This window comes from Enterobacter cloacae (assembly GCF_011078175.1).
Lineage (GTDB): Bacteria > Pseudomonadota > Gammaproteobacteria > Enterobacterales > Enterobacteriaceae > Enterobacter > Enterobacter cloacae_Q.
Genome location: NZ_JAALCJ010000005.1, coordinates 172886 through 191781, shown reverse-complemented (window position 1 = coordinate 191781; position 18896 = coordinate 172886). Strand labels below are relative to the sequence as shown.

The window sequence follows — 18896 nt, the reverse complement described above, 5'->3', positions numbered from 1 at the left end:
CGTCAAAAATCCTTAAAGTCAAACTCTGCGTACCCGGGCGGAGATATATGCCCGGCGGCGAGATTATGGCACACTTGGCAGGTTTACTTCCTCTCAAACAGGTACTCAGACGTGAAAATCCTCGTTGATGAAAATATGCCTTACGCCCGTGAGCTGTTCAGCCGCCTGGGTGAGGTTAAGGCTGTCCCTGGTCGTCCGATTCCGGTCAGCGAACTGGACGATGCAGACGCCCTGATGGTGCGCTCGGTGACCAAAGTAAATGAGGCGCTGCTCACCGGCAAAGGGGTAAAATTTGTCGGGACGGCAACGGCCGGGACCGATCATGTGGATGACCAGTGGCTTAAGCAGGCGGGGATTGGTTTTTCCGCGGCGCCAGGCTGTAACGCCATTGCCGTCGTGGAATACGTTTTCTCCTCGCTGTTGATGCTGGCCGAGCGCGATGGTTTTGCGCTGAAAGACCGCACCGTAGGGATTGTGGGTGTGGGCAACGTGGGCGGACGTCTGCAAAAGCGTCTGGAAGCCTGGGGCATCCGCACTCTGCTGTGCGATCCGCCGCGTAAGGATAACGGCGATGAAGGCGACTTCCGCACGCTGGATGAGCTGGTCGACGAGTGCGACGTCATTACCTTCCATACGCCGCTCTTTAAAGAGGGGTCGTACAAGACCCTGCATCTGGCCGACGAAAAGCTGATCCGCCGTCTGAAGGCTGGCACTATTCTGATAAATGCCTGTCGGGGGCCGGTAGTGGATAACGCGGCGCTGCTGGCATGTCTCGACGAAGGACAAGATCTTAGCGTCGTGCTGGACGTCTGGGAGCCAGAGCCGGATCTTAACGTCGCATTGCTGAATAAGGTGGACGTGGGTACCGCGCATATCGCGGGTTATACTCTCGAAGGTAAAGCGCGTGGCACAACCCAGGTGTTTGAGGCTTACAGCGCCTTCATCGGCCATCCGCAGCAGGTGGCGCTGGATTCGCTGCTGCCCGCCCCGGAATTTGGCCGCATTACCCTTCATGGCCCGCTCGATCAGGCAACGCTGAAAAGGCTGGTACATTTGGTGTATGATGTGCGCCGCGATGACGCGCTGCTGCGTAAAGTGGCGGGTATTCCGGGTGAGTTTGACAAGCTGCGCAAAAATTACCTTGAGCGCCGCGAGTGGTCTTCCCTGTATGTCATGTGCGATGACGCGTCAGCGGCGGGGCTGCTGAATAAACTGGGTTTTAACGCCGTCCATCACCCGGCGCATTAATGTCTTCTTAATGCTCCCTGTCGGATACTCCGACAGGGACGCTTATTTCTTTCTGGAGTAAACCACCATGTCTGAAGGCTGGAACATTGCCATTTTGGGTGCCACTGGCGCCGTGGGCGAAGCCCTGCTTGAAACCCTTGCTGAGCGTCAGTTCCCGGTGGGTGAGATTTACGCGCTGGCGCGTACCGACAGCGCGGGAGAACATCTGCGTTTCGGCGGGAAATCCGTGATGGTGCAGGATGCCGCCGCGTTTGACTGGACGCAGGCTCAGCTGGCGTTTTTTGTCGCAGGTGCGGAAGCCACGGCGTCCTACATTGAAGAAGCGACCAGTTCAGGCTGTCTGGTGATCGACCTGAGCGGCCTGTTCTCCCTGGAGCCGGATGTGCCGCTGGTGGTGCCGGACGTCAACCCGTTTGTGCTGGCTGACTACCGCAACCGCAATATCATTGCCGTGCCGAACAGCCTCACCAGCCAGCTGCTGACCGCGCTGAAGCCGCTGATCGACGACGGTGGTCTGTCGCGTATTTCCGTGACCAGCCTGCTGTCAGCTTCCGCTAACGGCAAAAAAGCCGTAGACGCACTGGCAGGGCAGAGCGCGAAGCTGCTGAACGGTATCCCTATCGACGAAGATGATTTCTTTGGTCGCCAGCTGGCGTTCAACATGCTGCCGCTTCTGCCGGATCGTGAAGGTTCGGTGCGGGAAGAGCGTCGTATCGTCGATGAAGCGCGCAAAATTTTGCAGGATGACGGGCTGATGATCTCCGCGAATGTCGTGCAGTCTCCGGTCTTTTACGGCCATGCGCAGATGGTCGGGTTTGAAGCCCTGCGTCCGCTGGCGGCTGAAGAAGCCCGCGACGCGTTTGGCCGCGGTGAGGACATTGTTCTTTCCGAAGAGAGCGAATTCCCGACCCAGGTGGGCGATGCTACCGGCAGCGCGCATCTCTCTGTGGGCTGCGTGCGTAACGATTACGGTATGCCGGAGCAGGTGCAGTTCTGGTCCGTTGCCGACAACGTGCGTTTTGGCGGCGCGCTAATGGCGGTTAAAATCGCGGAAAAACTGGTGCAGGAGTATCTGTACTGATGTCAGATGTGGAACAAAAGCCGGTCCATAAAATTGCCCTCGGCATAGAGTACGATGGCAGTAAATATTATGGCTGGCAGCGTCAGAATGAGGTGCGCAGCGTCCAGGAGAAGCTGGAGAAAGCGCTCTCTCAGGTGGCGAATGAACCAATAAGCGTCTTCTGTGCGGGCCGCACCGATGCCGGCGTTCACGGCACGGGGCAGGTGGTGCATTTTGAAACCACCGCCGTGCGCAAAGACGCGGCCTGGACCCTGGGTGTAAATGCGAATTTGCCTGGTGACATTGCCGTGCGTTGGGTGAAAGCTGTGCCGGATGATTTTCACGCGCGCTTCAGCGCGACGGCGCGGCGCTACCGTTATGTCATCTACAACCAGCGTCTGCGTCCGGCGGTATTGGGCCAGGGCGTGACGCATTTTTATGAACCGCTGGACGCAGAACGTATGCATCGCGCGGCGCAGTGTTTGATTGGAGAGAATGATTTTACGTCGTTTCGTGCGGTGCAGTGTCAGTCCCGTACGCCGTGGCGTAACGTCATGCACATTAACGTCAGTCGTTATGGCGCGTATGTGGTGGTGGATATCAAAGCCAATGCCTTTGTACATCATATGGTGCGGAATATCGTGGGCAGCCTGATGGAAGTGGGCGCCGGACACCAGCCGGAGAGCTGGATTGCAGAACTGCTGGCAGCGAAGGACAGAACGCTTGCGGCAGCAACGGCGAAAGCGGAAGGGCTGTATCTGGTTTCGGTGGATTATCCGGACCGGTTCGACCTGCCAAAACCGCCAATGGGCCCGCTGTTTTTAGCGGACTAAACAAAGGTGCAATTAGGGCTTAGACAATATGGACGTAATACGTTTTCTGATTGATTTCATCCTGCATATTGATGTTCACCTGGCGGAGCTGGTCGCGCAGTACGGCGTCTGGGTCTACGCTATTCTGTTCATGATCCTGTTCTGTGAAACCGGTCTGGTGGTGACCCCGTTCCTGCCAGGCGATTCGCTGCTGTTTGTGGCGGGCGCGTTATCCGCATTGCCAACGAATGATCTGAATGTCCATCTGATGGTCGTCCTGATGATCATCGCCGCAATTATTGGTGATGCGGTCAACTACACCATCGGGCGGGTATTTGGCGAGCGGTTGTTCAGTAATCCCGATTCGAAAATTTTCCGTCGCAGTTATTTAGATAAGACCCATGCGTTTTATGAGCGCCATGGCGGTAAGACCATTATCCTTGCCCGTTTTGTGCCTATTGTGCGTACATTTGCACCGTTTGTGGCGGGAATGGGTCACATGTCCTATCGTCATTTTGCCATGTACAACGTGGTGGGCGCGCTGCTATGGGTGCTGCTGTTTACCTATGCAGGCTACCTGTTTGGCGATCTGCCGGTGGTTCAGGAAAATCTTAAGTTACTGATTGTAGCGATTATTGTACTTTCCGTTCTGCCGGGGGTAATCGAAATTATTCGTCACAAACGCGCGGCGGCTAAACAAGCGAAGTAAGTGCACGCTGGCGGTTCGACCACTTTTTTATCCAAAGTTTCGGGCTGTTATGTTTTAATGTGCAACATTCATGGTCTGTTGGAGGCAAAAATGGCATTATTCGCCTCTTACAGCAAAACTGGCATACGACCAGGTTCAGGCAGAAAGGTTATCAATGAGCTGGATTGAACGAATTAAAAGCAACATTACCCCGACGCGTAAAGCGAGCATTCCTGAAGGGGTATGGACGAAGTGTGATAGCTGCGGCCAGGTTCTGTATCGCGCAGAGCTGGAACGCAATCTTGAGGTGTGTCCGAAGTGTGACCACCATATGCGTATGTCGGCGCGCAACCGCCTGCATAGCCTGCTGGACGAAGGTTCTCTGGTAGAACTGGGCAGCGAACTGGAGCCAAAAGATGTGCTCAAGTTCCGCGACTCCAAAAAATACAAAGATCGTCTGGCCTCTGCACAGAAAGAGACCGGCGAGAAAGACGCGCTGATCGTCATGAAAGGCACTCTGCACGAGATGCCGGTGGTTGCCGCCGCGTTTGAGTTCTCCTTTATGGGCGGCTCAATGGGCTCTGTGGTAGGTGCGCGGTTCGTGCGTGCCGTTGAGCAGGCGCTGGAAGACAACTGCCCGCTAATCTGCTTCTCCGCCTCCGGTGGCGCACGTATGCAGGAAGCGCTGATGTCCCTGATGCAGATGGCGAAAACCTCTGCGGCGCTGGCGAAAATGCAGGAGCGCGGTCTGCCGTACATTTCGGTACTGACCGACCCAACCATGGGTGGCGTCTCTGCGAGCTTCGCGATGCTGGGCGACCTGAACATCGCCGAGCCAAAAGCGCTGATCGGCTTTGCCGGCCCTCGCGTTATCGAGCAGACCGTGCGTGAAAAACTGCCGCCGGGCTTCCAGCGCAGTGAGTTCCTCATTGAGAAAGGCGCCATCGATATGATCGTCCGCCGCCCTGAAATGCGCCTCAAACTGGCCAGCATTCTGGCGAAGCTGATGAATCTTCCAGCGCCGAACCCGGACGAGCCGCGCGAAGGCGTGGTGGTACCGGATCAGGAACCCGAGGCCTGATAACTGAAAAGGGCAGGGCCAGATGGCGCTGCCCTTTTGCTTTCTAAACCGTTAATGACAACCGGGCATCATGGAAAATAAAAGCATTCCTCAAGCCACGTCGCCCCTGGCCGCGTGGCTTTCTTATCTGGAAAATCTGCACAGTAAAACTATCGACATGGGCCTTGAGCGCGTAAGCCAGGTTGCCGCGCGTCTTGACGTGCTGAAACCCGCGCCTTTCGTGTTTACCGTCGCCGGCACTAACGGTAAAGGCACCACCTGCCGTTCACTGGAATCTGTTTTGATGGCGGCGGGGTACAAGGTAGGCGTTTACAGCTCGCCGCATCTGGTGCGCTATACCGAGCGCGTGCGGGTGCAGAATACCGAGCTGGCGGAATCGGCCCATACGGCGTCGTTTGCGGCTATTGAAGCGGCGCGCGGGGAAACCTCATTAACCTATTTCGAATACGGCACTCTGTCGGCGCTGTGGCTGTTCAAACAGGCGCAGCTGGACGTGGTGATCCTGGAAGTGGGGCTGGGCGGGCGCCTGGATGCCACCAATATGGTGGATGCGGATGTCGCCGTCGTCACCAGCATCGCGCTGGATCACACCGACTGGCTGGGCCCGGACCGTGAAAGCATTGGCCGTGAGAAGGCCGGTATTTTTCGCGCGAATAAGCCTGCCGTGGTGGGGGAGCCGGACATGCCTCACACCATTGCTGACGTGGCGAAAGAGAAGGGCGCTCGTCTGCTGCGTCGCGGCGTAGACTGGCAGTATGAGGTACAGGACAACGGCTGGCGCTTTACCGATGCGCAGGGCGCGCTGGATAACCTGCCGCTGCCGCAGGTGCCTCAGCCGAACGCGGCAACCGCGCTGGCGGCATTGCGCGCCAGCGGATTAGCGGTAAACGAGCAGGCGATCCGCGATGGCATTCAGAATGCGCTGCTGCCGGGACGTTTCCAGATTGTCAGCGAGTCTCCGCGTCTGATTCTGGACGTGGCGCATAACCCGCACGCGGCGGCGTACCTCGCAGGACGTCTCAAATCGTTACCAAAAACCGGGCGCGTGCTGGCGGTTATCGGTATGCTTCATGATAAAGATATCGGCGGTACGCTGGCCTGCATGGAGAGTGTGGTCGATAGCTGGTATTGTGCTCCTCTGGAAGGGCCGCGCGGCGCGACTGCTGAGCAGTTGATGGAACATCTCGGCAAAGGCGAAATCTACAGCAGTGTGGTTTCGGCCTGGCGTGCCGCGATGGCGGAGGCTAAACCAGAAGATACCGTGCTGGTGTGTGGGTCATTCCACACGGTGGCACATGTCATGGAAGTGATGGACGCGGGGAGAACCGGTGGCGAGTAAGTTTCAGAACCGTTTAACAGGAACCATTGTGCTGGTCGCGCTCGGGGTGATTATTCTCCCGGGACTGCTCGACGGGCAAAAAAAGCATTACCAGGATGAATTTGCGGCCATACCGCTGGTGCCAAAGCCGGGCGATCGCGAGGAGCCTGACATGCTGCCAGCGGCAACGCAGGCACTGCCTGCCCAGCCGCCGGAAGGCGCAGCGGAAGAGGTGCGCGCGGGTGATGCAGCCGCACCGTCGCTTGATCCTTCGCGCCTGGCGACGAACAATAACATCGAAATTGATCCGGTGCCGGTAGAACAGCCTAAGCCGGTTGAAAAACCGAAACCGGTGGAGAAGCCGCAGCCGAAACCGCAGCGGGATAAAGCGGCCGAGCAACTGGCAGCCGCCTCAGAAACGCCACCGCCGGCAAAACAGGATGCGGCACCGACCGGTAAAGCCTACGTTGTTCAGCTCGGTGCGCTGAAAAACGCTGATAAGGTCAATGAGATCGTGAGTAAACTGCGCGGCGCGGGATACCGTGTTTATACTTCACCGACCACACCGGTGCAGGGTAAAATCACCCGTATTCTGGTGGGGCCGGATGCGTCGAAGGATAAGCTCAAAGGTTCGCTTGGCGAGCTGAAGCAAATCTCCGGCCTGAGCGGTGTGGTGATGAACTACAGCGCGAACTGATAAAATCTTCCCCTTACCCTAACCCTCTCCCCGTAGGGGCGAGGGGATGGTTTGCTCCCTCTTCCTTGAGGGAGAGGGGGAGCAGACGTCCACAGAGATGTCAAAAGGACCGTGGCGTTGATTATTTTTTCAGCGCCTTTTTTATTTACGCGCGGGAAGGAAATCCCTACGCAAACGTTTTCTTTTTCTGTTAGAATTCGCCCCGAACTGGATGACGGGGCGTTAAATCGTGGGACATATATGGTCTGGATTGATTACGCCATCATTGCGGTGATTGGTTTTTCCTGTCTGGTTAGCCTGATCCGTGGCTTTGTTCGTGAAGCGTTATCGCTGGTAACCTGGGGTTGTGCTTTCTTTGTTGCCAGTCATTACTACACTTACCTGTCTGTCTGGTTCACGGGCTTTGAAGATGAACTGGTCCGAAACGGAATCGCTATCGCGGTGCTGTTTATCGCGACGCTGATTGTCGGCGCTATCGTCAATTACGTGATAGGCCAGCTGGTCGAGAAAACCGGTCTGTCAGGAACGGACAGGGTGCTCGGCATCTGTTTCGGCGCGTTGCGAGGCGTGCTCATTGTGGCCGCGATCCTGTTTTTCCTGGATACCTTTACCGGGTTTTCCAAAAGTGAAGACTGGCAAAAATCGCAGCTCATTCCGGAGTTCAGCTTCATCATCAGATGGTTCTTTGACTATCTGCAAAGCTCGTCGAGTTTCTTGCCCAGGGCATAAACCCTGAGATGTGGCTTAACGAGGAAAAGACGAATGTGCGGTATTGTCGGTATCGCCGGTTTCATGCCGGTAAACCAGTCGATTTATGACGCGTTAACGGTGCTTCAGCACCGTGGGCAGGATGCTGCGGGTATCATCACCATAGATGCAAACAACTGCTTCCGTTTACGTAAGGCGAATGGCCTGGTAAACGATGTGTTTGAAGCCCGCCATATGCAGCGTCTGCAAGGTAATATGGGGATCGGTCACGTTCGTTATCCTACTGCTGGCAGTTCCAGCGCCTCTGAGGCTCAGCCTTTTTACGTTAACTCTCCGTATGGCATCACGCTTGCCCACAATGGCAATCTGACCAATGCTCACGAACTGCGTAAAAAGCTGTTTGAAGAGAAACGTCGCCACATTAACACCACCTCTGATTCTGAAATCCTGCTCAATATCTTTGCCAGCGAACTGGATAACTTCCGCCATTATCCGCTGGAAGCAGACAACATTTTTGCCGCCGTTGCCGCGACAAACCGTCTGATCCGTGGCGCGTATGCTTGCGTTGCGATGATCATCGGTCACGGCATGGTGGCCTTCCGCGATCCAAACGGCATTCGCCCGCTGGTGCTCGGCAAACGTGACCTCGGCGATGGCCGTTCCGAGTACATGGTTGCCTCCGAAAGCGTGGCGCTGGACACACTGGGCTTCGAATTCCTGCGTGATGTCGCGCCAGGCGAAGCGGTCTACATCACTGAGAAGGGGCAGCTGTTTACCCGTCAGTGTGCCGACAACCCGGTGAGCAACCCGTGCCTGTTCGAATACGTTTACTTCGCGCGTCCGGATTCGTTCATCGACAAGATTTCCGTCTATAGTGCGCGTGTGAATATGGGCACGAAGCTGGGCGAGAAGATTGCCCGCGAGTGGGACGATCTCGACATCGACGTGGTGATCCCAATCCCTGAAACTTCCTGTGATATCGCGCTGGAGATTGCGCGTATTCTGGACAAGCCGTACCGTCAGGGCTTCGTGAAAAACCGCTACGTGGGCCGTACCTTTATCATGCCGGGCCAGCAGCTGCGTCGTAAGTCCGTACGTCGTAAGCTGAACGCTAACCGTGCCGAGTTCCGCGACAAGAACGTGCTGCTGGTGGACGACTCCATCGTGCGCGGCACGACGTCTGAGCAGATCATCGAGATGGCGCGTGAGGCCGGGGCGAAGAAAGTGTATCTCGCCTCCGCAGCGCCGGAAATTCGCTTCCCGAACGTGTATGGCATTGATATGCCAACCGCTAACGAGCTGATTGCTCACGGTCGTGAAGTGGATGAAATTCGCCAGATCATCGGGGCCGACGGCCTGATTTTCCAGGATCTGAACGATCTGATCGACGCGGTGCGCGCCGAGAACCCGGATATTCAGCAGTTCGAATGCTCGGTATTCAATGGGATCTACGTGACGAAAGACGTTGACCAACAGTATCTCGACTATCTGGATTCGCTGCGTAACGACGATGCGAAAGCCGTTCAGCTGCAAAACGATCTCGAAAGCTTAGAGATGCACAACGAAGGTTGATGCGTATGCAGGTGAGGGCGCTCGCCCTCACTTGCAACTCCCCGTAAAATGCTGCACAGTCTGCCCTGAAATCAGCAAGGGCGAAAATCATGAAACGACTCATTGTAGGGATCAGCGGTGCCAGCGGCGCGATTTATGGCGTCCGGCTGTTACAGGTGCTGCGTGACGTTGCAGGCGTAGAAACCCATCTGGTGATGAGCCAGGCGGCGCGTCAGACCCTCTCTCTTGAAACCGATCTCTCTCTGCGCGACGTGCAGGCCCTGGCTGACGTTGTCCACGATGCCCGCGATATTGCCGCCAGCATCTCCTCAGGCTCGTTCAAAACGGCCGGTATGGTTATCCTGCCCTGTTCCATTAAAACGCTCTCCGGCATTGTGAACAGCTATACCGACACGCTGGTGACGCGCGCGGCGGATGTGGTGCTCAAAGAGCGTCGGCCGCTGGTACTTTGCGTGCGGGAAACGCCGCTCCACCTGGGACATCTGCGTTTAATGACGCAGGCAGCCGAACTGGGGGCCGTGATTATGCCGCCGGTCCCCGCGTTCTATCATCGTCCGCAAACGCTGGACGATGTCATCAACCAGACCGTTAACCGCGTACTGGATCAGTTCGATATCGACCTGCCGGAAGATCTCTTTACCCGCTGGCAGGGGGCGTGAAGCTGTGCACACACAAAGTGCATGAAAAGACAATTTGCCCTGTTTCAGGGCAAAACTGCAACCGCGATCATATCCTCGACATTTAATTCGCTTTTTCCCTTTTTCTCTTTCCGGTTCGTTCGGCAGACCTGCTATCTTTCACCATTAAGGCAGTATCGCAACGTTTTATTAACATATTTAACGTCGTAGTTTTAACCCGACGACAATGTGGCATAAGACCTGCAAGAGCAGCCTGCAACACAACACACAACATAAACCATAATAAAATCACGGTTCTTGAGGGTAAATGTATGAAGAAGACGGTTCTGGCTCTGTCTTTGCTCGTGGGCTTGAGTGCAGCAGCAGGCAGCTATGCAGCGCTTCCACAGACAGTTCGTATCGGTACAGACGCAACCTACGCGCCATTCTCATCCAAGGATGCGAAAGGTGATTTCGTGGGATTTGATATCGATCTGGGAAATGAGATGTGCAAACGCATGGAAGTGAAATGCACATGGGTGGGCAGCGACTTTGACGCGCTGATCCCGTCGCTGAAAGCCAAGAAAATTGATGCCATTATCTCTTCTCTCTCCATCACGGAAAAACGTCAGCAGGAGATCGCCTTCTCTGAGAAGCTCTACGCTGCCGACTCACGTCTGATTGCCGCGAAAGGCTCGCCAATCCAGCCGACCATCGACTCGCTGAAAGGCAAACATGTTGGCGTGCTTCAGGGCTCGACCCAGGAAGGTTTCGCCAATGCCAACTGGCGCGAGAAGGGCGTCGATGTGGTCGCCTATCAGAATCAGGATTTGATCTATTCTGACCTGGCGGCTGGCCGCCTGGATGCTGCGTTCCAGGATGAGGTTGCCGCGAGCGAAGGCTTCCTGAAGCAGCCTGCGGGTAAAGAGTACGTCTTTGCCGGACCGTCGGTAAAAGACAAAAAGTACTTTGGCGACGGCACCGGTATTGGCCTGCGTAAGGATGATACCGAGCTCAAAGCTGCCTTCGACAAAGCGTTTAATGAGCTGCGTAAAGACGGTACCTACGACAAACTGGCGAAGAAATACTTCGATTTCAACGTCTACGGTGATTAATGGCTGAATGACATGCACTAATTTGGTGCGTGTCACGGGGTTATGTTCCGGTATGGTGCAACGCATGCACCATGCTGGACCGCTGTGTGCATAGTTAAGCATTTATAATGCAAAAATTCCCGTTCAGAGGCATTAATCTTTGCCTGAATGAGGGGATTAATGGCACATTAACGACACCCCGTCGTCGTAAAAATCTCGTATTAAGACAGTTTGTTGAGGACAGATATGAAAAAACTGGTGTTGTCACTTTCTCTGGTACTGGCTTTTTCCAGCGCCACCGCGGCATTCGCAGCAATTCCGCAGAAAATTCGTATTGGAACTGACCCAACCTATGCACCTTTCGAATCGAAGAATGCGAAGGGGGAGCTGGTCGGTTTTGACATCGATCTGGCTAACGAGCTGTGCAAACGCATTAAAGCGCAATGTACCTACGTTGAAAACCCGCTGGATGCGCTGATCCCGTCCCTGAAAGCGAAAAAAATTGACGTGATCATGTCCTCCCTGTCCATCACAGAAAAACGTCAGCAGGAGATAGCCTTCACGGACAAACTCTACGCGGCGGACTCACGTCTGGTGGTGGCGAAATCCTCTGACATTCAGCCAACCCTTGAATCTCTGAAAGGCAAACGCGTGGGCGTGTTGCAGGGTACGACGCAGGAAACCTACGGCAACGAGCACTGGGCACCTAAAGGGATTGAAATTGTCTCTTATCAAGGCCAGGAAAATATCTACGCAGACCTGACGGCAGGCCGTATTGACGCGGCATTCCAGGATGAAGTGGCGGCAAGCGAAGGCTTTCTGAAACAGCCTGTGGGTAAAGATTACAAATTCGGTGGTCCGTCCATAAAGGATGAAAAACTCTTTGGCGTCGGCACCGGTATGGGTCTGCGTAAAGAAGACAACGAACTGCGTGAGGCTCTGAACAAAGCGTTCGCCGAAATGCGTGCGGACGGCACCTACGATACGCTGGCGAAAAAGTACTTCGATTTTAATGTTTACGGCGGCTAATCGCCCCGTCTGATAACGTGCGGCCCCTCCCGCTACGGGAGGGGAAAAGACACGGTTCCACCACTCACGAGACGACAGGGCACGCGGTATGCTGTACGGATTTTCTGGCGTTATTTTACAGGGCGCGCTAGTCACCCTTGAGCTGGCTATCAGCTCCGTGGTACTGGCGGTGCTGATAGGCCTGGCGGGCGCGGGGGCAAAATTATCCGCCAACAGACCGCTGGCGCTGATATTTGAAGGCTATACCACGCTGATACGCGGCGTACCTGACCTCGTGCTGATGCTGCTGATCTTTTACGGTCTGCAAATCGCACTTAACGGCGTGACGGATGCCATCGGCATGGATCAGATCGATATCGACCCCATGGTGGCTGGTATTATTACCCTTGGTTTTATCTACGGCGCCTATTTTACAGAGACCTTCCGCGGCGCTTACATGGCCGTGCCGAAGGGGCACATTGAAGCGGCGACTGCCTACGGTTTTACCTCTTCACAAACGTTTCGCCGGATCATGTTTCCGGCCATGATGCGCTATGCGCTGCCGGGTATCGGTAATAACTGGCAGGTTATTCTCAAGGCAACGGCGCTGGTCTCCCTGCTGGGTCTGGAAGATGTGGTGAAGGCCACCCAGCTGGCAGGTAAAAGCACCTGGGAGCCGTTCTATTTTGCGGTGGTCTGCGGTGTGATCTATCTGGTCTTTACGACCGTCTCCAATGGTGTGCTGCTTCTGCTCGAACGTCGCTACTCCGTGGGTGTGAAGAGGGCTGACCTGTGATTGAGATTATTCAGGAGTACTGGAAATCCCTGCTGTGGACAGATGGCTACCGCTTCACCGGCGTCGCCATCACGCTGTGGCTGCTGATCTCCTCGGTGGTAATGGGCGGCATTCTGGCGGTGTTTCTCGCCATTGGCCGCGTGTCGAACAATAAATTTATCCAGTTCCCTATCTGGCTGTTCACCTACGTGTTTCGCGGTACGCCGCTGTACGTGCAGCTGCTGGTGTTCTATTCCGGGATGTACACGCTGGAGATCGTGAAAGGCACCGAGATGCTGAACGCGTTCTTCCGCAGCGGTCTGAACTGTACGGTGCTGGCGCTGACCCTCAATACCTGCGCCTACACCACTGAGATCTTCGCCGGGGCCATCCGTTCTGTGCCGCACGGTGAGATCGAGGCGGCGCGCGCGTACGGCTTCTCGTCCGTGAAGCTCTACCGCTGTATTATTCTGCCTTCGGCGCTGCGTATTGCGCTGCCGGCCTACAGCAACGAAGTGATTTTAATGCTGCATTCGACGGCACTGGCGTTTACCGCCACGGTACCTGATCTGTTAAAGATTGCCCGCGATATTAACTCTGCCACCTACCAGCCGTTTACGGCGTTTGGCATTGCGGCAGTGCTCTATTTGATCATTTCTTACGTCCTGATCAGCCTGTTCCGTAAGGCTGAAAAACGCTGGTTGCAGCATATAAAACCGTCGACGCACTGAGAATTTATGATGGCTGAGAACAAATTAAACGTAATTGATTTGCACAAGCGCTACGGCGAACATGAAGTGCTGAAAGGGGTGTCGCTGGAGGCTAACGCGGGCGACGTGATCAGTATTATCGGCTCATCAGGTTCGGGTAAAAGTACCTTCCTGCGCTGCATCAACTTCCTCGAAAAGCCGAGCGAAGGGTCGATTGTGGTGAGCGGACAGAACATTAACATGGTCCGTGATAAAGACGGCCAGCTTAAGGTGGCGGATAAAAACCAGCTGCGCCTGCTGCGTACACGCCTGACGATGGTGTTCCAGCACTTCAACCTCTGGAGCCACATGACGGTGCTGGAGAACGTGATGGAAGCGCCGATTCAGGTGCTCGGCTTAAGCAAGCAGGAAGCGCGCGAGCGTGCGGTGAAATATCTGGCGAAAGTGGGTATCGACGAGCGTCAGCAGATCAAATATCCGGTGCACCTGTCAGGCGGTCAGCAGCAGCGCGTTTCCATCGCCCGCGCGCTGGCGATGGAGCCGGAAGTATTGCTGTTTGATGAACCGACTTCCGCGTTGGATCCTGAACTCGTTGGCGAAGTGCTGCGCATCATGCAGAAGCTGGCGGAAGAGGGCAAAACGATGGTGGTGGTAACGCACGAGATGGGCTTTGCCCGTAACGTCTCTAACCACGTTATTTTTCTGCATCAGGGCAAGATTGAGGAGCAGGGGCATCCGGACGAGGTGCTGGCGAACCCGCAAAGCCCGCGTTTACAGCAGTTCCTGAAAGGCTCGTTGAAGTAGGTTTGGCCTTTCTCCCTTTCCCTGTGGGAGAGGGCCGAGGTGAGGGCATCAGGCCGCAGAGTCGCCCAATTGCCCGGTGGCGCTACTGTATGACCGGGCCTGCTGGCTGGGGTTTCTCCCTCTCCCTGTGGGAGAGGGTCGGGGTGAGGGCTTCAGACCGCATTACACTCCAGCCGATACACCCAGTCGTCATACTGCACGCCGTTAATCGCGTAGGCCTTCTCCAGCACCTGCGTACGTACAAAACCGGCTTTCTCCAGGACCCGCACCGACCCGCCGTTATCCGCCAGCACGTACGCGTTAATCGCCTTCACGCCCGTCTGGTTGAACGCATACTCACACACTGCGCGCAGCGCCTCGCTGGCAATGCCTTTTCCCTGCGCGGCAGGCACAACCGTGTAGCCGATATCCGCCTCTTCACGGTTCGCTGCACTGATTTGCAGGCCAATATCCCCGAGCGGCGTAACGTCGTTGTGCAGACGGATAACAAAGACATGCTCCGCCATCAGGCGTGCGGCAAATACGCGACGCGTCTCTTTTTCCGGCGTAATAGCGGCCATGTAGCGCATGATGGCGGGGTTTTCGCGCAAGGAGCGGAAGAACGCCCAGTCAGAAGGTTCGAAAGGGGTGAGGTGAAGCCGGGTTGTGGAAAGGGTTGCCATAGTTACGCCATATCATCCAGAGATGGCGTATAACTGTAACATATTCACTGCACCACATCCCCCAGCGCCTCTTCTAAGTCATACCAGCGGAACGTAAATCCGGCCGCTTCCAGCCGTTTTGGCAGCGCGCGCTGCCCGCCCAGCACCAGCACCGAAGACTCACCCATCAGCAGCCGAATCGCCGTCGCAGGTACGCGCAGCACTGCCGGACGATGCAGGGCATGACCAAGGGCGTGAGCAAATTGTTCATTACGTACCGGATACGGAGACACCATGTTAAATGGCCCGCGCAGGTCGTTATCCAGCAGCCAGAGAATGCCGTTGACCATGTCGTCGATATGGATCCACGCCAGATACTGTCGTCCGTTACCGATGGGTCCGCCAAGCCCCATTTTAAACGGCGGCAGCATTTTACCGAGAATACCGCCCTTCGGGGCAAGCACTACGCCGGTGCGCAGCAGGCAGACGCGTGTTTTATCGCTCTGCGCCGCGCAGGCGATACGTTCCCACTGGGCGCAGAGTTTATGGGTAAACTCGTTGTGCGGTGGCTCCTCTTCGGTCACCACCACTTCACCGAGATCGCCATAGTAGCCTGTAGCAGAGCCGGAAATCAGCACCGAGGGCGGCGTCTCGCTGTTGCGAATCAGCTCAACCAGCCTTTCGGTCATGTTCCAGCGGCTGCTGCATAAACGCTGTTTTTGCTCTTCGGTCCAGCGTTTATCGGCGATTGGTTCACCTGCGAGGTTGATGACGGCGCCAAAGCCGTCCAGATCCTGCTTTTCCGCCAGGCCTTTCCAGATCTCAACGCCGGCGCCCAGCGCCTGGCGCGCTTTCTCCGGGCTGCGCGTGACCACGGTGATGTCGTGATGCAACGCCTGCAAGCGTGGAATGAGATGGCGGCCAATCAGGCCCGTACCGCCGGTGAGCAGGATCTTCATACAACCTCCAGGTTTACGCCTGGCGCTGCCAGCTTAACGTCATAGAGACGGAATCGGCGTAACGCAGGGCGTGAAGTTTATCGATCTCCACTTCAGCATAAGTGACCCAGTGATGTTCGCGTGCGATGTCGAGCACATCCTGAGTTAATTTTTCCAGTAGCGCAAAACGGTTGTTTTCAACGTACTGGATGATGCTTTTGGTGATCGTGCGATAGTTCAGCGCGTCATTGATGTCCTCGCTGGCGCGCGCCTTGTCTGCCGGGTAGTGGATCACCACATTCACCACGATATCCTGGCGATTAGCGATCTCCTCCTCTTTGATACCAATGAATGTGCGTAAGCGTAAATTTTTTATACGAATTACAGCGTCATGCTGGGACATTGCAGGTCTTCTCCGTGTCAGTATTTCCACCTCATCATACATGAGGAGAACACCTCTACCCAACGGGGCGCAGGCTCAAATCTGATGGATTTTTTGCATGGCGCGCTCGGTGGCCGGGCGGGTCCGGATGCGCTCAAACCAGTTGTTCACCGCCGGATAAGAGGCCAGATCGATCCGGTGACGTTCATGGGTGTTGACCCACGGCCAGCAGGCAATATCTGCGATGCTGTAATGCTCCCCTCCCAGCCACGGTGATTTCTCCAGCCGACGGTTCAGTACACCGTAAAGGCGCTGGGTTTCGACCTGATATCGTTCAATAGCGTAAGGGATCGTCTGCGGCGCATAGGCGGTAAAGTGATGATTCTGCCCCAGCATCGGCCCGAGGCCGCTCGACTGCCAGAATAACCATTGCAGCGTGTGATGACGCTCGCGCAACTCCCCGCTCAGGAGCTTGCCGGTTTTCTCTGCCAGATAGAGCAAAATCTCTCCAGACTCAAACAGGCTTAACGGTTTGCCGCCGTCGGAAGGCTGGTTATCAATGATGGCCGGAATTTTATTGTTGGGCGATATGGCCAGAAAAACGGGGCGAAACTGGTCGCCTTTACTGATATCCACGCGAATGATCCGGTAGTCCAGTTCGGCTTCTTCGAGAAAGAGGGTGATCTTATGGCCATTAGGGGTGGGGGCATAATAGAGATCTATCATTCTCAACTCCTGTCAGTGCGAATAGTGTTGCCATGAAAAGTCAGTATAGGTGTTTGTTGTAAATCGTGAGTTTTCATCAAGTGACAGCGAGGTAAAGAGATTATATGTTGAATGAAAACCGATAAGCCGATGAGGATGTTATGAGCCAGCCTGTAATAACGTTGTGGTCCGACGCGAACTTCTTTTCTCCTTATGTCATGAGCGTTTATGTGGCGCTGGCAGAAAAGGGGCTTGCCTTTAGTCTTAAAACCGTTGACCTGGACAGCGGCGAACATCTTAACCCTCAGTGGCAGGGATATACGCTCACCCGCCGTGTCCCTGTGCTGGAGATAGACGGTTTTGAGTTGAGTGAATCCTCAGCGATTGACGAATACCTTGAGGACCGTTTTGCCCCACCAGAGTGGGAACGCATCTATCCTCACGATCTGCAAAAGCGCGCCCGCGCCCGCCAGATCCAGGCGTGGCTGCGCAGCGATCTGGTGCCGATTCGCGTGGAACGGTCCACGGACGTGGTCTTCGCCGGCGTCAAAAAGCCCGCCCTCACCGAAGAAGGCTTATCCAGCGCCCGGAAGTTGATTGATACCGCATCATCGCTGCTGGCGCAGGGTAATCCCAACCTGTTTGGCGAGTGGTGTATTGCCGATACCGATCTGGCGTTGATGCTCAATCGCCTGATACTCAATGGTGATGCCGTCCCACAGCAGCTGGTGGAGTACGCCACATTCCAGTGGCAACACGCGTCGGTACAGCGCTATCTGGCACTCTCTGCTAAGCACGCGGGCTGATAAGACGGGGCGCTTGAGGTATGATAGGGGCAGTCTGTATTCCCGAGGAGTAACTGATGAAACTGATGTTTGCGTCGGATATTCATGGATCGCTGCCCGCGACCGAACGCGTGCTTTCTCTGTTCGCCCAAAGCGGGGCGCAATGGCTGGTGATCCTGGGCGATGTGTTAAACCACGGCCCACGTAATGCGTTGCCGGAAGGCTATGCTCCCGCGCAGGTGGCTGAAAAACTAAATCATTTTGCCTCGCGCCTCATCGCCGTTCGCGGCAACTGCGACAGCGAAGTTGACCAGATGCTACTGCATTTTCCCATCACCGCTCCCTGGCAACAGGTGTTGATGGAAAACAGCCGTTTGTTCCTGACCCACGGGCACCTGTTCGGCCCGGATAATCTGCCGTCACTCGCCGCTGGCGATGTCCTGGTTTACGGCCATACTCATATTCCGGTGGCGGAAAAACGCGGGGCGTTTTATCACTTTAACCCCGGGTCTGTCAGCATTCCTAAAGGCGGCAACCCGGCAAGCTACGGCATGTATGAAGACGGGACATTAAGCGTTATCGCACTTAATGATCAGCAAGTTATTGCGAAGATAGCGATTAATCCGTAAGTTACACCACAACTGCAAACGCGCCGAAAGAGCGCTTAGACGAGAAGGTTTCCCGATGGTGGAGCAGAATCATTTGGCAAGTACTGAGTGGGTTGACATTGTCAGCGAAGAAAATGAAGTGATCGCGCAGGCCAGCCGCGAACAAATGCGTGCGGAGCGTCTGCGTCACCGCGCGACGTACATCGTTGTTCACGACGGTATGGGCAAGATTCTGGTCCAGCGTCGCACCGACACCAAAGATTTTCTTCCTGGTATGCTGGATGCCACAGCGGGTGGCGTCGTGCAGGCCGATGAAGTATTGCTGGATTCCGCGCGCCGTGAAGCGGAAGAAGAGTTAGGTATCGCTGGCGTGCCGTTTGCCGAGCACGGGCAGTTTTATTTCGAAGATGAACATTGTCGTGTCTGGGGCGGGCTGTTTAGCTGCGTTTCCCACGGGCCTTTTGCCTTGCAGGAAGAGGAAGTGAGCGAAGTATGCTGGATGACGCCGGAAGAGATCACCGCGCGTTGCGACGAGTTTACGCCGGATTCCCTTAAAGCACTGGCGCTGTGGATGACCCGCAACGCCAAAAACGAATCCGCTAAACCGGAAAATAAAGCCGAAAAAGAGGAAGAAGCTGAGTAAGC

Annotated in this window: 22 protein-coding genes; 18 read left to right on the top strand and 4 right to left on the bottom strand. The window is 55.5% G+C overall.

The genetic code is table 11. The features are described from left to right. The first annotated feature begins 111 nt into the window (after positions 1-111). The 15 genes from pdxB (at position 112) to hisP (ending at position 14192) form a co-directional block, all read left to right on the top strand. Positions 112-1248, top strand: a complete 1137-nt coding sequence (pdxB, locus tag G6Q29_RS12860) for a 4-phosphoerythronate dehydrogenase PdxB (protein WP_165465893.1) — start codon at positions 112-114, stop codon at positions 1246-1248. A gap of 67 nt (positions 1249-1315) precedes the next feature. Then, on the top strand, positions 1316-2329 hold the full coding sequence (locus tag G6Q29_RS12855) for an aspartate-semialdehyde dehydrogenase (protein ID WP_165465892.1): 1014 nt from the start codon (positions 1316-1318) through the stop codon (positions 2327-2329). After that, positions 2329-3141 carry a tRNA pseudouridine(38-40) synthase TruA gene (gene truA, locus G6Q29_RS12850; protein ID WP_165465891.1) on the top strand — a complete coding sequence of 271 codons (813 nt, stop codon included), beginning with the start codon at positions 2329-2331 and terminating at the stop codon, positions 3139-3141. Before G6Q29_RS12855 ends, truA begins: the two co-directional genes overlap by 1 nt. A gap of 28 nt (positions 3142-3169) precedes the next feature. Continuing rightward, the gene (locus G6Q29_RS12845) at positions 3170-3829 is read left to right on the top strand and encodes a DedA family protein (protein ID WP_165465889.1); all 660 of its coding nucleotides are present in this window, start codon (positions 3170-3172) and stop codon (positions 3827-3829) included. Between the two features lie 154 nt (positions 3830-3983). After that, the gene (accD, locus tag G6Q29_RS12840) at positions 3984-4889 is read left to right on the top strand and encodes an acetyl-CoA carboxylase, carboxyltransferase subunit beta (protein ID WP_003861408.1); all 906 of its coding nucleotides are present in this window, start codon (positions 3984-3986) and stop codon (positions 4887-4889) included. Between the two features lie 70 nt (positions 4890-4959). After that, positions 4960-6228 carry a bifunctional tetrahydrofolate synthase/dihydrofolate synthase gene (gene folC / locus G6Q29_RS12835; RefSeq protein ID WP_165465888.1) on the top strand — a complete coding sequence of 423 codons (1269 nt, stop codon included), beginning with the start codon at positions 4960-4962 and terminating at the stop codon, positions 6226-6228. After that, on the top strand, positions 6218-6904 hold the full coding sequence (dedD, locus tag G6Q29_RS12830) for a cell division protein DedD (protein WP_006811408.1): 687 nt from the start codon (positions 6218-6220) through the stop codon (positions 6902-6904). The genes folC and dedD overlap by 11 nt, the downstream gene beginning before the upstream one ends. Positions 6905-7144: 240 nt before the next feature. Beyond that, entirely contained in the window at positions 7145-7633 is a 489-nt protein-coding gene (gene cvpA, locus G6Q29_RS12825; protein WP_000262116.1) for a colicin V production protein, read from the top strand. A 33-nt stretch (positions 7634-7666) separates the two neighbouring features. Further along, complete coding sequence (gene purF, locus G6Q29_RS12820) at positions 7667-9184, top strand: amidophosphoribosyltransferase (protein ID WP_006811407.1); 1518 nt, start codon at positions 7667-7669, stop codon at positions 9182-9184. An 89-nt stretch (positions 9185-9273) separates the two neighbouring features. Beyond that, on the top strand, positions 9274-9843 hold the full coding sequence (locus G6Q29_RS12815; protein WP_015572254.1) for a UbiX family flavin prenyltransferase: 570 nt from the start codon (positions 9274-9276) through the stop codon (positions 9841-9843). Between the two features lie 290 nt (positions 9844-10133). After that, complete coding sequence (gene argT, locus G6Q29_RS12810) at positions 10134-10916, top strand: lysine/arginine/ornithine ABC transporter substrate-binding protein ArgT (protein ID WP_165465887.1); 783 nt, start codon at positions 10134-10136, stop codon at positions 10914-10916. Between the two features lie 225 nt (positions 10917-11141). After that, on the top strand, positions 11142-11924 hold the full coding sequence (hisJ, locus tag G6Q29_RS12805) for a histidine ABC transporter substrate-binding protein HisJ (RefSeq protein ID WP_165465885.1): 783 nt from the start codon (positions 11142-11144) through the stop codon (positions 11922-11924). A gap of 88 nt (positions 11925-12012) precedes the next feature. Then, entirely contained in the window at positions 12013-12699 is a 687-nt protein-coding gene (locus tag G6Q29_RS12800) for a histidine ABC transporter permease HisQ (protein ID WP_006811404.1), read from the top strand. Beyond that, positions 12696-13409: an ABC transporter permease gene (locus tag G6Q29_RS12795; RefSeq protein ID WP_003861424.1), complete on the top strand. Its 714-nt coding sequence runs from the start codon at positions 12696-12698 to the stop codon at positions 13407-13409. The genes G6Q29_RS12800 and G6Q29_RS12795 overlap by 4 nt, the downstream gene beginning before the upstream one ends. A 9-nt stretch (positions 13410-13418) precedes the next feature. Then, entirely contained in the window at positions 13419-14192 is a 774-nt protein-coding gene (hisP, locus tag G6Q29_RS12790) for a histidine ABC transporter ATP-binding protein HisP (RefSeq protein WP_032673977.1), read from the top strand. Positions 14193-14344: 152 nt separating this feature from the next. Here hisP and G6Q29_RS12785 read toward each other — a convergent pair whose 3' ends face one another. From G6Q29_RS12785 to yfcG, 4 genes are all read right to left on the bottom strand, one after another. Then, a complete protein-coding gene (locus G6Q29_RS12785; RefSeq protein WP_165465883.1) occupies positions 14345-14854 on the bottom strand; it encodes a GNAT family N-acetyltransferase in 510 nt (169 codons plus the stop codon). A 44-nt stretch (positions 14855-14898) separates the two neighbouring features. Then, the gene (locus G6Q29_RS12780) at positions 14899-15792 is read right to left on the bottom strand and encodes a TIGR01777 family oxidoreductase (RefSeq protein WP_165465882.1); all 894 of its coding nucleotides are present in this window, start codon (positions 15790-15792) and stop codon (positions 14899-14901) included. Positions 15793-15805: 13 nt separating this feature from the next. Beyond that, positions 15806-16174 (bottom strand): dihydroneopterin triphosphate 2'-epimerase, encoded by a 369-nt coding sequence (gene folX, locus G6Q29_RS12775; RefSeq protein ID WP_032673976.1) that lies wholly within the window; start codon positions 16172-16174, stop codon positions 15806-15808. Positions 16175-16249: 75 nt separating this feature from the next. Beyond that, on the bottom strand, positions 16250-16879 hold the full coding sequence (gene yfcG, locus G6Q29_RS12770; RefSeq protein ID WP_165465881.1) for a GSH-dependent disulfide bond oxidoreductase: 630 nt from the start codon (positions 16877-16879) through the stop codon (positions 16250-16252). 140 nt (positions 16880-17019) lie between these two features. Here yfcG and yfcF point away from each other — a divergent pair, with 140 nt between their 5' ends. Genes yfcF through yfcD form a run of 3 tightly spaced genes read left to right on the top strand, consistent with a single transcriptional unit; the run spans position 17020 to position 18894 of the window. Continuing rightward, positions 17020-17664, top strand: coding sequence for a glutathione transferase (gene yfcF / locus G6Q29_RS12765; RefSeq protein ID WP_165465880.1), 645 nt, complete (start codon positions 17020-17022; stop codon positions 17662-17664). A gap of 56 nt (positions 17665-17720) precedes the next feature. Then, complete coding sequence (gene yfcE / locus G6Q29_RS12760; protein WP_165465879.1) at positions 17721-18272, top strand: phosphodiesterase; 552 nt, start codon at positions 17721-17723, stop codon at positions 18270-18272. A 55-nt stretch (positions 18273-18327) separates the two neighbouring features. Further along, positions 18328-18894 (top strand): NUDIX hydrolase YfcD, encoded by a 567-nt coding sequence (gene yfcD / locus G6Q29_RS12755; RefSeq protein WP_006811396.1) that lies wholly within the window; start codon positions 18328-18330, stop codon positions 18892-18894. Positions 18895-18896: the final 2 nt, after the last annotated feature.

Excerpts from the sequence above, each read along its gene's own strand:
- G6Q29_RS12855 (WP_165465892.1), top strand. The coding sequence starts at position 1,316 with ATGTCTGAAGGCTGGAACATTGCCATTTTGGGTGCCACTGGCGCCGTG.
- truA (WP_165465891.1), top strand. The coding sequence starts at position 2,329 with ATGTCAGATGTGGAACAAAAGCCGGTCCATAAAATTGCCCTCGGCATA.
- G6Q29_RS12845 (WP_165465889.1), top strand. The coding sequence starts at position 3,170 with ATGGACGTAATACGTTTTCTGATTGATTTCATCCTGCATATTGATGTT.
- accD (WP_003861408.1), top strand. The coding sequence starts at position 3,984 with ATGAGCTGGATTGAACGAATTAAAAGCAACATTACCCCGACGCGTAAA.
- folC (WP_165465888.1), top strand. The coding sequence starts at position 4,960 with ATGGAAAATAAAAGCATTCCTCAAGCCACGTCGCCCCTGGCCGCGTGG.
- cvpA (WP_000262116.1), top strand. The coding sequence starts at position 7,145 with ATGGTCTGGATTGATTACGCCATCATTGCGGTGATTGGTTTTTCCTGT.
- purF (WP_006811407.1), top strand. The coding sequence starts at position 7,667 with ATGTGCGGTATTGTCGGTATCGCCGGTTTCATGCCGGTAAACCAGTCG.
- G6Q29_RS12815 (WP_015572254.1), top strand. The coding sequence starts at position 9,274 with ATGAAACGACTCATTGTAGGGATCAGCGGTGCCAGCGGCGCGATTTAT.
- argT (WP_165465887.1), top strand. The coding sequence starts at position 10,134 with ATGAAGAAGACGGTTCTGGCTCTGTCTTTGCTCGTGGGCTTGAGTGCA.
- hisJ (WP_165465885.1), top strand. The coding sequence starts at position 11,142 with ATGAAAAAACTGGTGTTGTCACTTTCTCTGGTACTGGCTTTTTCCAGC.
- G6Q29_RS12800 (WP_006811404.1), top strand. The coding sequence starts at position 12,013 with ATGCTGTACGGATTTTCTGGCGTTATTTTACAGGGCGCGCTAGTCACC.
- hisP (WP_032673977.1), top strand. The coding sequence starts at position 13,419 with ATGGCTGAGAACAAATTAAACGTAATTGATTTGCACAAGCGCTACGGC.
- G6Q29_RS12785 (WP_165465883.1), bottom strand. The coding sequence starts at position 14,854 with ATGGCAACCCTTTCCACAACCCGGCTTCACCTCACCCCTTTCGAACCT.
- G6Q29_RS12780 (WP_165465882.1), bottom strand. The coding sequence starts at position 15,792 with ATGAAGATCCTGCTCACCGGCGGTACGGGCCTGATTGGCCGCCATCTC.
- folX (WP_032673976.1), bottom strand. The coding sequence starts at position 16,174 with ATGTCCCAGCATGACGCTGTAATTCGTATAAAAAATTTACGCTTACGC.
- yfcG (WP_165465881.1), bottom strand. The coding sequence starts at position 16,879 with ATGATAGATCTCTATTATGCCCCCACCCCTAATGGCCATAAGATCACC.
- yfcF (WP_165465880.1), top strand. The coding sequence starts at position 17,020 with ATGAGCCAGCCTGTAATAACGTTGTGGTCCGACGCGAACTTCTTTTCT.
- yfcE (WP_165465879.1), top strand. The coding sequence starts at position 17,721 with ATGAAACTGATGTTTGCGTCGGATATTCATGGATCGCTGCCCGCGACC.
- yfcD (WP_006811396.1), top strand. The coding sequence starts at position 18,328 with ATGGTGGAGCAGAATCATTTGGCAAGTACTGAGTGGGTTGACATTGTC.